This is a genomic window from Salinicola lusitanus (assembly GCF_038648475.1).
In the GTDB taxonomy this organism is placed as follows: Bacteria; Pseudomonadota; Gammaproteobacteria; order Pseudomonadales; family Halomonadaceae; genus Salinicola; species Salinicola lusitanus.
This window is the reverse complement of record NZ_CP151919.1, coordinates 2,923,429-2,934,825: the sequence shown is the minus strand read 5'-3', so window position 1 is coordinate 2,934,825 and position 11,397 is coordinate 2,923,429. Positions and strand designations below refer to the sequence as shown.

The 11,397-nt window shown below is 65.0% G+C and carries 10 protein-coding genes and 1 pseudogene; 4 read left to right on the top strand and 7 right to left on the bottom strand.

The features are described from left to right. Window positions 1-65: 65 nt before the first annotated feature. The gene (locus AAGT95_RS13210) at window positions 66-551 is read right to left on the bottom strand and encodes a YajQ family cyclic di-GMP-binding protein (RefSeq protein ID WP_342594068.1); all 486 of its coding nucleotides are present in this window, start codon (window positions 549-551) and stop codon (window positions 66-68) included. Between the two features lie 45 nt (window positions 552-596). Then, the gene (locus tag AAGT95_RS13205) at window positions 597-1,082 is read right to left on the bottom strand and encodes an N-acetyltransferase (RefSeq protein WP_342594067.1); all 486 of its coding nucleotides are present in this window, start codon (window positions 1,080-1,082) and stop codon (window positions 597-599) included. Between the two features lie 247 nt (window positions 1,083-1,329). On the opposite strand from AAGT95_RS13205, the gene AAGT95_RS13200 reads away from it, so the two are divergent. Beyond that, a complete protein-coding gene (locus AAGT95_RS13200) occupies window positions 1,330-2,817 on the top strand; it encodes a RimK family protein (protein WP_342594066.1) in 1,488 nt (495 codons plus the stop codon). A 10-nt stretch (window positions 2,818-2,827) separates the two neighbouring features. On the opposite strand, the gene AAGT95_RS13195 is transcribed toward AAGT95_RS13200, so the two are convergent. The 5 genes from AAGT95_RS13195 to AAGT95_RS13175 all read right to left on the bottom strand — a co-directional run bounded on the left by AAGT95_RS13195 (window position 2,828) and on the right by AAGT95_RS13175 (window position 7,061). After that, window positions 2,828-3,718 (bottom strand): DUF2797 domain-containing protein, encoded by an 891-nt coding sequence (locus tag AAGT95_RS13195; RefSeq protein ID WP_425356056.1) that lies wholly within the window; start codon window positions 3,716-3,718, stop codon window positions 2,828-2,830. Continuing rightward, window positions 3,715-3,981: a YeaC family protein gene (locus AAGT95_RS13190; protein ID WP_342594064.1), complete on the bottom strand. Its 267-nt coding sequence runs from the start codon at window positions 3,979-3,981 to the stop codon at window positions 3,715-3,717. The genes AAGT95_RS13195 and AAGT95_RS13190 overlap by 4 nt, the downstream gene beginning before the upstream one ends. After that, complete coding sequence (locus AAGT95_RS13185) at window positions 3,981-4,859, bottom strand: rhomboid family intramembrane serine protease (protein ID WP_110710071.1); 879 nt, start codon at window positions 4,857-4,859, stop codon at window positions 3,981-3,983. The genes AAGT95_RS13190 and AAGT95_RS13185 overlap by 1 nt, the downstream gene beginning before the upstream one ends. A 341-nt stretch (window positions 4,860-5,200) precedes the next feature. Then, a complete protein-coding gene (locus AAGT95_RS13180) occupies window positions 5,201-6,178 on the bottom strand; it encodes a metallophosphoesterase (RefSeq protein ID WP_342594063.1) in 978 nt (325 codons plus the stop codon). Window position 6,179: 1 nt separating this feature from the next. Then, complete coding sequence (locus AAGT95_RS13175) at window positions 6,180-7,061, bottom strand: NAD(+) kinase (protein ID WP_110600883.1); 882 nt, start codon at window positions 7,059-7,061, stop codon at window positions 6,180-6,182. Between the two features lie 366 nt (window positions 7,062-7,427). Between AAGT95_RS13175 and AAGT95_RS13170 the strand changes: the two genes are divergently transcribed. The 3 genes and pseudogenes from AAGT95_RS13170 to AAGT95_RS21660 all read left to right on the top strand — a co-directional run. Then, window positions 7,428-7,793, top strand: coding sequence for a hypothetical protein (locus AAGT95_RS13170; RefSeq protein WP_342594062.1), 366 nt, complete (start codon window positions 7,428-7,430; stop codon window positions 7,791-7,793). A gap of 11 nt (window positions 7,794-7,804) precedes the next feature. Continuing rightward, window positions 7,805-9,940, top strand: coding sequence for a pyrroloquinoline quinone-dependent dehydrogenase (locus AAGT95_RS13165; RefSeq protein WP_342594061.1), 2,136 nt, complete (start codon window positions 7,805-7,807; stop codon window positions 9,938-9,940). 189 nt (window positions 9,941-10,129) lie between these two features. Beyond that, a pseudogene (locus AAGT95_RS21660) lies at window positions 10,130-10,933 on the top strand (DUF3100 domain-containing protein); the annotation flags it as partial. Between the last annotated feature and the right edge of the window lie 464 nt (window positions 10,934-11,397).

Genomic DNA, 11,397 nt, shown 5'->3' with positions numbered 1-11,397 from the left:
CTCCGCCGAGCTCAATCAGCGAGAAGCGATGATCCCTGCGAATACAGGCGAAGGCGAGAAAGAACTCACTCCCGGAAGTTGTCGTACTGCAGCGGCAGGTCGGGGCCCTCCTCGCCCTTGAGCAACGCGATCGCCTGTTGCAGGTCGTCGCGCTTCTTGCCGGTCACCCGGACCTTGTCGCCCTGGATCGCCGGCTGCACCTTGAGCTTCGACTCCTTGAGCAGCTTGACGATCGCCTTGGCATCGGGCTGTTCCAGGCCCTGCTTGAGCTTGACCTGCTGGCGCGCCTTGACGCCGGAGGTCTGGGCATCCTCGATCTCCATGCAGCGCGGGTCGATACCCCGAGCGATCAGCTTGTTGCGCAGCACGTCGATCATCTGCTGCAGCTGGAACTCGGCATCCGCCTCGAGCGACACGGTCTCGCCCTCCAGCGAGAAGCTGGCATCGACGCCGCGGAAGTCGAAGCGGGTCTGTATCTCGCGGTTCGCCTGGTCGACGGCGTTGGTCGCTTCATGACGGTCGAATTCGGAGACGATATCGAAAGACGGCATGGGAGTAGTCCTCAGTCAAAAAATCCACCGCGGCTGCGGCGAGGGTCAGTCGGCTGACGCTGCGTCGGGCGTCTCGGAAACGTCGAGTCGCTTGTCCATCTGCCAGGCGGCACAGCCATCGGCATAATAGTCGTCCAGCCAGCGATGGGCGATGAACCCCATCCGGCGATAGAGTCCCATCGCGACACGGTTGTCGGCACGCACCTCGAGCAGCAGGCGTTGGCTGCCGCGCTCCCGTGCGGCCTGTTCCAGCGCCTGGAGCAGCTCCCGCCCCAGCCCGGTGCCGCGTGCGGCCGGATCGACGCAGAAGGAGTAGAGCCTCGCCGTAGTGCTGTTGCGCCGAAACAGCAACGTGCCGTAGCCGACGACACGCTGATCCTCTGACACCGCCAGCAGGTTGACGGCATTGGCACGGGTCAACAGGTGCGCCAGTTGGCGTCGGCTGAAGCGGTCACTGTCGAAGCAGCGCTCTTCCAGTTGGTACAAGGCGTCGCAATCGGCGGGTAAGCCGCGACGAAGCGTGCGGAGCATGCGTGCGCTCTCATCAGATTCATCTAGAATTTCAGTGTCTTCAGGTCTTCATCGCCCTGAAACCGCACCGGCAGGCCCTCGGAGGGACCTTCAACGTACCGGCGATGCTGAAATTATTTCACGCCGACAACGACTTGTCGCCGCCTTCCCATCGTCGCATGCTGTTCCCCCCGCAGCCTCGACGCCTGCCGTATCGATCTCCGCCGCCTCCCATCGGGAGATGGCGGGAAAAGGAGCCACCGATTTCATGTCACGCCTGCGTATCGTCGTCGACCGCCTTGCCGACTGGCAACCCTACTACCCTTCCGAGGACCTGATCAGCGCCGACGCCTTCCTGGCACTGGAGGGCTCGGTGGCAGCGGACGATGCCACCCATGTCATCAACCTGTGCGCCAACCTCGACTACCTGGAAACCGGTTACTACGTCTCGTTGCTGGCCCAGGCCCGCGACCAGCGCGTCCTGCCCAGCGTGGAAACCCTCAACCAGCTGTCGCGCAAGGCCCTGATCGACATGCAGCTGGCCGCCATCGACCCCTTGTTGATGGAACTGGACAAGCGCGGTGCGCTGGCGGGCGACACCTTCACCCTGCGCGTGTTCTTCGGTGAGTGTCGCGAGCCCGAGCTGCAGCGCCTGGCTCGAAGGCTGTTCGAGCGCCTGCCCCATCCATTGCTGGAAGCCCGTTTCGAGAAACGCCAGAACGTCTGGCGGCTGGCGCGGCTCAAGCCCCTGGCACTGACCGCGCTGCAGTCCGGCGAGGAGGATCTGTTCGCGACGGCGCTGAACCGCCACTCGACCCGGGTCTGGCGCACACCGCGCGCCCGCCGTCGCTACCGTTTCGACCTGGCGATCCTGGTCGACCCGCAGGAGGCGTTGCCGCCCAGCAACCGGGGAGCCATCAAGCGTTTCATCCGCGCCGGCCGGCGGCTGGGCATCGACGTCAACCTGATCACCCATCGCGATGCCGGTCGGCTGGCCGAATTCGACGCGCTGTTCATCCGCGAGACGACCCGGCTGGACCACCACACCTACCGCATGGCCAAGAAGGCCGAACACGAGGGGCTGGTGGTGATCGACGACCCGCAGTCGATCCTGCGCTGCACCAACAAGATTTTTCTCCACGAGTTGCTGGGCACCCACAAGATCCCCGCGCCTCGCGGCCAACTGCTCTATCGCGGCGACATGGAGCGGCTCGACGAGAAGCTGGCCCACCTGGAGTATCCGCTGGTGTTGAAGGTGCCGGACGGCGCTTTTTCCAAGGGCGTGGTCAAGATTCGATCGCGGGAGGAGCTGGTCGCGGAGGCCCCCAAGCTGTTCGAATCCTCCGCCCTGCTGCTGCTCCAGGAGTGGCTGCCCACCGACTTCGACTGGCGCATCGGCGTGCTCGACGGCCAGATGCTGTTCGCCAGCCGCTACTACATGGCCCGCGGCCACTGGCAGATCTACGACCACTCCAGCGGCAAGACGCGCAGCGGGGGCTTCACCACCCACGACCTGTCCGAAGTGCCGCCACCGGTGGTCAAGGCAGCGTTGCGGGCGACCAAGCTGATCGGCAATGGCCTCTACGGGGTCGACCTCAAGCAGATCGGCGACCGGGTCGTGGTCATCGAGGTCAACGACAATCCCAACCTGGACGCGGGCGTGGAGGACGTGGTGCTGAAGGATAAACTCTACGAACGAGTGATGACGGTGTTCCTGAACCGCATGGAGCGCCAGCTCGAGCACAAGCCGCGCTGACGCTCCCGGTTCAGGCCGCCCCGGCGCTCACGGCCACCTGGTAGCCGGCGAATTTGCGCAGGTTGACGACGCCGGTGTCGAGGATCAGGTACTGGCCCTTGAGCCCCATCAGGGTGCCCTCGATCCGAGGCGTCTTGTCGAAATTGAACGACACGATCTTGCGCGGCCACTCGAGCACCGGGTAGGCGATCGACAGCGGTGCCACGTCATCGACCGCCTGGATCGCGTCGTGACCGAACCGTCGACGCAGTTCTGCCAGCCCGGGCTCCAGCGACGCCAGCAGCCGATCGCGCTCGGCAACCAGATCGAGCGGGTCGACCTCGCCCTTGAGCATCGCCCGCCAGTTGGTGCGATCGGAAACCTGCGCCTTGAACAGCGTCTCGACGAAACCGGACTGCTGACGGGTCTCCACGTCGAGAATCGGCAGCGCCTGGATCGCCCCCTGGTCGAGCCAGCGTGTCGGCATGTTGGTACCACGCGTGATGCCGACCTTGAGTCCGGAGGCGTTGGCCAGGTAGACGGTATGCGGGCGAAAGCAGTGACGCTCCCCCCAGGCGGGATCGCGGCAGGTACCCTGGAAATAGTGACAGGTCTCCGGACGCATCATGCAGAGATCGCAATGCGCCAGCGACGAGAAACAGGGGTAGCAGTGCCCCTGGCCGAAGCTCTTGCGCGTGGCCCGACCGCACTCGATACAGTGAATCTCGCCGGTGTGACGCAGCTCGACGCGCCGGCCCAGCCAGGCGTTGAGCCCCATGCGCTGGTCGCCGGCCCGCAGCGTGTACTCCGCCGGGCGCCCCGCCACCGGCAGTCGGATATCGAGCTTGCGCAACTGGCCGCGGGCCCGATCTTGCCGGTCTTCTCCCGGGAGGCTTTCGTCACCGGCTGTCAGCGGGATCAGTTGATCCATTTGACCGCGGCTTCCTCGGCGGAGGAGTGGCTGCCGGAGGCGCACTCGTTGCGCTCCAGATAGCCGACGCGCTGCGCCGCGGGAACGTCATGGATCATCTCGTACTTGATCACGGCCTCCATGCACAGCTCGGTCTGTTCGGCGCTCAGCCGGCGGCCGTCCGGCCACTTGCGGCGCTCGATGGCCTGCTTGAAGTTCTGGTACATCTCCGGCGTCATCTGCGCGACCATGCGGTCGAAATTCATCTCGCTCATTACCTGTCTCCCGAGGCGTCGTGGCCGGCGCCTCCCGGTGCATTGCGGCTGGCGAACCAGCCCATGATCAACCCGATCAGCAATCCTCCCAGATGCGCCTCGTTGGCGACGTTGCCGAAGCCGAAGGCGTCGCCCAGCCCGGTCATGGTAAAGACCATCCAGCCCAGCATGAAGACCATCAGCATCTGAGGCACGAACAGGCCGCTTTCGGGTCGGCGCCGGGACATCAGCCAGACGTAGCCGAGCAGCGCATAGTCGACGCCGGACATTCCCCCGAACAGCACGGTGCCGGTGAAGTACTGGGCCAGATTCGAGAACAGCGCGGCCACGACGACGATGACACCCAGTCGGCGCCAGCCTTGGAGCGACTCTACCTGGCGGCCGAAGTACCACACCCACAGCATGTTGAAGATCAGGTGCATCCAGCCGAAGTGCAGCAGCGCCGGCGTGAACAGCCGCCATACCTGGCCCCCGGCCAGGGTGTCGGAGACGAGATCGCCGGGCACCAGCCGCTGCCCTATCACCTCGAGAGGCACGATGGTGAAAGCACGAACGATGGCATCGCCGGCAAACGTCATGCAGAGGAAGACCGCCACGCAGACCGCAATCAGCCCTGCCGCGAGCGGCGCCTGGCCGAAGGCCTGGCCGGTGATGCTGGGGCGCCGGCGAGGCGCCGACTGGGCAGCCGACGTCTCCAGCTCGCCGCGATGCCACAGCTCGATCAGCCGTGCCGCCTCGTCCCGCTGTTCGGGATTCGCCAGCCACAACACCTGCCGGTCGGCCTCCTGGGTGAAGCGATGGCCGATATGGTTCGCCCACATCGCTTGTCGAAGCGGACGCGTATCCAGATCGCCGGGCAGTTCGAGTAACTTGTACATGGGAAAGGTCCGACCCGGTTTCCGAGAAAGAGTGTCGACGAGAGTCGACGACACGTGAGAGCGCCGGACGGACGGCCCGGAGCTCGACGACATCGATGGTCGTTCGACGCCGCCATTCTACAGGCCAGAAAAAGAAAAATCCGGCGGAAGGCCGCCGGATAAGAGCAAGGGATCATTCAAGGGAACACTGACTTTGAGGGTATCCGCCGGGCGGAGTTCCTCGGCAGAGGAAAAAAAATCCCATTTTTTTCCCGATTGGCACCGGGCTGTCAAAAAAACTCGATAAATCAATTGCTAAAATCATTGTAAAAAAATGCAAGAATCGCAGCAGGCTCGCGACGTCAATTGCGCGCGCCCTCCCTCTCGACGTCGACCCAGATGAACCGGTTGGCGTCGAGCCGCGCCTCCCCTTCCCAGCGATAGGCCACCAGCCGGCCATACTTCACCGCGCTGTAATCGAGACAGGCGATGTTCGCCCGCGGCAGCGCCGGAACCCCCTTGCACCAGTAGTGGCCGACGAACAGCGGCGGTGCCGATTCCGGGTAGTAGCTCAACCGCTCCCGTTCGCCGGCGCTCAGGGAGCGATCCTCGAGCCCCAGCGGCAGGTTGTCGGGCTGAAAGACCACATCCCCGTAGGTGCGCGGGTTCCGGCACCAGAAATGGGTGCGAAACGAGCGTCGCGTGAAGCCATCGCCGGAGCGAATCTCCACGCCCGGGGGCAACGGCAGTTGGGTGCCGCGTGTCAGCCGATCCAGGACGCGCTGCGCCAGACTGCCGTGATCGATCGATTCGATCAGGAAGTCCCGATCGATACGGGCATCGGGACGGCGCGCCAGGAAGGCGGCGATCAGCGGCTCGTCCCAGCATGCGTGGACCACCCGCAACCCTCCCAGGTCGAGGCACAGCGGCAGAGTCATGAACCAGGCGAGACAGTTCTCCCACTCCAGCGGAAAGGCGTGGAACTGCTCCAGGGTGCGACCGATGATCCGGTTGTTACGCGGGGTGTGCTCCCGTAGCCACTCACGTTCACTGTCGCTCGGAGCCTGATGACAGTAGGCCAGGGCGTTGACCTCGTGATTGCCCATCACGATACGGGCCTCGCCGGCATCGACCATGCCCTTGGCCACGGCGACCGCCAGCCGGATGCTGGGGCCGCGATCGATCAGATCCCCCATAAAGATCACGCGCCGGCGTGGATGACGAAAGACACCATCGTCTGCCCGATAGCCCAGCTTTTCGAGCAGGCGTATCAGGGTGTATCCGCAACCGTGCACGTCCCCGATCAGGTCGTAGCCGTCGACGCCGTTGTCCTGTGCCATGTCAGTCTCCCAGCCTGCTGCTCCAGCCCAGCTTGGAGCGGCAGGCCTCGAAGAAACTGTGCCCACGCGGGTGGATCAAGGTCAGCCGCTCGGCCTGACGGCGGACGTAGAGAACATCGTCGGGCTTGCAGACGACGCGGGTCTGGCCATCGCAACTGACGTGGGGATAGGCCTGGTTGATGTCGCCGATATGCACGCGAATCTCGCTGGCGGCATCGATCACGATCGGCCGGCTGGAGAGCGTATGTGGGAACATCGGCACCAGCGTGATGGCTTCCAGCCCCGGATGCACGATAGGCCCGCCCCCCGACAGCGCGTAGGCGGTGGAGCCCGTCGGGGTCGCCATGATCAAGCCATCGGAGCGCTGGGAGTAGACGAAGCGATCGTCGACGAACAGCTCGAACTCGATCATTCGGGCTGCCTTGCCGGGATGCACGACGACATCGTTGAGACTGGAGCCGGAGCCGATCAGGCGCTCGCCACGATAGAGCTCCGCCTCGAGCAGAAAGCGTCGCTCGCTGTCGTACTGCCCTTCCAGCACCTCGGCGACCTTCTGCTCCACCTCGTCCGGCGAGATATCGGTCAGAAACCCCAGCCGGCCACGGTTGATGCCGAGTACCGGCGTCCCGCTGTGACATAGTGCCCGCGCGGCGCCCAGCAGGCTGCCGTCGCCGCCCACCACGATCACCAGGTCGCACAGCGTACCCAGTTCGCGGCGCCTGGCTTCGCCGTGGCCGTGCCCCTGCAGCAACGCCGCCGTGCGATCCTCGATCACGATGTCGAGACCACGACGTTCGAGGAAGATCACCAGACGCTTGAGCGTCTCGACTACCTTGTCGCTACCCAAACGGCCGATCAGGCCGATGGTGTTGAACGATTCCATACAGCGTGTCTCTACGCGACGTGACGGCCCGCCATTATGCTGGCTGGCCTCGCTCCCCGGCAAACCCGACGATTCGCTCCCGGCGTGAGGCATGAACCGCCCCCCCGCCAAGCGCACCCGTCCGGGCAAGACACGGCTGACGCCCCCGCCCGAAATCTCAATCGGGGCGGGAGGGCGAGCCAATCCGCCTGGGGCTAACGGTCTAAAATATCCTATACTTTGGCCGACCTGGCGCAGGGAGTTCACGCCCGCACGTCCCCCTTCACCAAGCGCTATTGGCGCGGTCTTGCCGGTCCGATGCCATATCGAGCTGGAAAGGCAACCGCCAGGCACGCAAAACCGCTCTCATCAGGAGAAAAAAGCTTCATGTCGCAATCTGGATCATTCAGGCCGGGCATCATCGTCATGCTCCTGGGCTCGCTCGCCGGGCTCGCCGTGGCGCTCTATGCCTATTTCACGCCGCTTACCGGGGTCAATGGATCCCTTGGCGCCCTCGTCGTCATTCTCTCGACGATCGCATTGGCCATCCTGACGCTGGTCCTGGCGCCACTTTCCCACCGCAGCGGCCGCGTGGCACTGCGCGTGCTGATCCTGCTGGACCTCGTCGGCACCGGCTTCGCCGGGCTGCTGCTGCACCAGTGGTGGCTGACGGCCGCCATGGTGGTGGGCCTGATCGGCCTGCTGCTGGAGATGGCGAGTTCCGCCTCCTCCACCACGCCAGCCCATTCCTGAGGAGCCGAGTCATGTCCACACCCCTGTCACAGCCGTCCACACCGACCCTGAAACTCGCCGCCACCCGGTTGGGTTCGGTCACGGCACTGGCGCTGCTGCTCGCCCCGCTGCCGCTGCTCGCCCAGGATCAGCCGGCCGAATCCGATCCGACCTCGACGCGAAGCGAATCTCCCGCATCCTCCAAGACTGCGGCAACGTCCAGTTCGGCGCAGACCGACGATGAGAGCACCCAAGACGTCGGCACCGCGGACTCGAGCGATCGGCAGAGTGCCAACCGGACACCGATCCCGCTCGTTCCCGAACAGCCGACCTGGGACAGTTTCCACGGCCAGCTCAATGCCCAGAAGTACAGCCCGCTCGACCAGATCACGGCGGATAACGTCGGTGATCTCGAGAAGGTCTGGGAGTATCACACCGGCGATGTCTCCGACGGCTCCGGCGATACGCCGGCAACCGTATGGTCGGCGACCCCGGTCTTCGCCAACGACACGATCTATATCGGCACCCCCTTCTATCGCCTGATCGCGCTCGACCCGGGCACTGGCGAGGAGAAGTGGAGTTTCGATACCCAATCCTCGCGCAAGGCGCTGACCCAGCCGGTACTCAAGAACCGCGGTGTCTCCTACTGGGAAGCCGAGAACCCTGTGGCCGGCGAGCCGTGCCAGAAGATCGTCTACATGGGCACCATGGACGCCCAGCTATTCGCGCTGGACGCCGACACCGGCGAACTCTGCAAGGGCTTCGCCGACAACGGCGTGCTCAACGTCAACCAGTGGAACGATACCCACGCCAAATGGCCGCTCTCCGTACTGCAGCCGCCGACCGTGGTCGGTGACCACCTGATGCTGGGTTGGGCCGGCATGGACTGGGCCTACGAACAGGCGCCGCCGGGCACGGTCTTTTCGCTAGATGCCCGGACCGGCGAGCTCGAATGGACATTCCAGGCGCTCTCCGAGGAGATGCGCAAGAAGAGCGGTACCGCCAATGTCTGGACCCACATGTCCGCGGATCGCGAGAACGGCCTGCTGTACCTGCCGGTCTCCTCGCCGTCGCCGAACTACTGGGGCGGCAACCGCACCGAAGAGGCGCCGCTGGCGACCTCGACCACCGCGGTCGATATCGAGACCGGCGAGGTCGTGTGGTCGCGCCAGTGGGTTCACCACGATATCTGGGACTACGACATCAACGCCGCCCCGACGCTGATGGATATCACCGTCGATGGCAAGGAGATCCCGGCGCTGATCCAGGCAACCAAGCAGGGCTTCCTGTTCGTGGTCAACCGCCTGACCGGCGAAGACGTCTGGCCGATCGAGGAGCGTCCGGTACCGCAGGGCGACGGCAGCGTCGAGGGCGAGGTCTATGCCCCGACCCAGCCTTTCCCGACCAAGCCGGCGCCGCTGCTGGACCAGTCCGAGAAGCCCAAGGTCTGGGGCCTGGCCGATGCCCTGGGCGGCGGCCAGTGTTCCCGCCTGTGGGACGACCTGACCTACGAGGGCATGTACACCCCGCCGACCACCAAGGGCGAGGGCGCCCTGGCCTATCCGGACAGCGCAGGTGGCGTGCAGTGGGGCGGGGTTGCGTTCGACCCCGTGAGCCAGACCGCGATCGTCAACACCTCGCATATCGTGCAGACCATCAAGCTGTACAACCGCGAAGATTACGAGAAAGCGGACAGCGGTTCCGGCAACGAGAGCGGCTTCTCGCCGCAGGAGGGCGCCCCCTACGGCATGCGCCTGGAGGTCGCGACGAACTGGCTGGGCATGCCGTGCTGGGAACCGCCCTTCGGCGAGCTGGTAGCGCTGGACATGCATACCGGTGACGTGAAGTGGCGGCGTCCGGTCGGGGCATCGCAGCAGTACGGCTTCTTCATGCCCGAGAAGTGGGGCTCCCCCACCATCGGTGGCCCCGCGGTGACTGCGGGCGGTGTCGTGTTCATCGGCGCCTCGATGGACGCCAAGCTGCGTGCCTTCTCGCTGGAGACGGGCGAAGAGCTGTGGTCGGACCAGGCCCAAGCGCCGGCCGTGGCCAATCCCTCGGTCTACGAATATCAGGGCCGGCAGTATGTCGCCTTCGTGGCCGGCGGCAACACGATCCTCAAGGACCAGGTGGGCGACCAGGTCGTGGTCTACGCCCTGCCGGAGAAGTGATCGTCGCATCGCACACCGTTCGGTGATCACCCGCACGGGGTAGGCTTCGGCCTACCCCGTTTACGTTCCAGCCCATGGTCTTCTGCCTGCCATCCAAAAAACAGAACACCCCGCGCCTTTCATTCGATCACACTCTCTCTGGATACTCGGTGGATGACCTCTCCACCAACAACAAAGAGGTAACGATCGATGCCCCTTTCTCAACTGCTCAATTGGCGCCTGCATCTGCTGGTCGTCCTGCTGTCGCTGCTCAGCGAGTGGATCGGTATCGTCAAGATCCCGCTCGGGCCGGGAACGCTACTGCTACTGCCGCTGTTCTACGCCTTCGTGCTCGGGGTGCTGCTCAACCCGCACCTGTTCTCCGGAACCCGGCGATTCCTGCCCGAGAGCGTCAGCCAGGCGGCCACCCCGCTGATCCTGATCTCGATCATGCCGTTCATCGCGCGCTTCGGTTCGACCATCGGCCCCGCCATCGACCAGCTCATCAGCGCGGGCCCCGCCCTGATCCTGCAGGAGCTGGGCAATCTCGGCACCATGCTGGTGGCACTGCCGGTGGCGGTGCTGGTGCTCAAGATGGGGCGGGAAGCGATCGGCGCGACCTATTCGATCGCGCGCGAACCCAACATCGCAATCATCTCCGACAAGTACGGCCTCAAGGGCCCGGAGGGCGTCGGCGTGATGGGGGTCTACGTCGTCGGCACCATGTTCGGCACGCTATGGTTCGCGCTGATGGCCGGCTATCTCGCCTCGCTGGACTGGTTCGACCCGCGTGCGCTGGCGATGGCCTGCGGCGTCGGCAGCGGCAGCATGGTCGCGGCATGTTCCGGCGCGCTGGCCGGTGCCGTCCCCGATCTCGCCGACGACCTGCTCGCCTTTGCCGGTGCCAGCAACCTGTTGACCTACGCCACCGGGCTCTATGTCTCGCTCTTCATTGCCCTGCCCGTCGCCGAGTGGCTCTATCGTCGCCTGGGCGGTCGCCGCCACGCCGCCAGCACGACCGGCGCCACGACCGACGACGAGGCGAAGGAGCTCACCCGCGAAGAGCGCCCCGAGGCGGATCTCGGCAAGACCGCCGCCGTACTGGCCATGGCCTGTATCGTCGGCTGGATCGCCAACACCATCAACGGTGCCTCGCTGATCGCTGCCCTGCCGGGCATGACCATCCTCTACGTCATGACCCTGATCGGCCTGGTCATCACTCGGGCGGCGCCGTTCTATCTCCCCGCCGTGGCCTGGGTGTCGTTGGTCAGCATCGTCATGACGCTGCCGTTTTTCCCGGGCAGCGGTTGGATCGTCGAGCAGCTTGCCGCGGTCAACTTCCTCGCCATCGTCACCCCGGTCCTGGCCTACGCCGGCCTGGCCCTCAGCCGGCGCGAGTTCAGCATGTTTCGCCAGACCGGCTGGAAGCTGATCATCATCTCGCTGCTGGTGTTCACCGGTACCTACGTCGGCTCGGC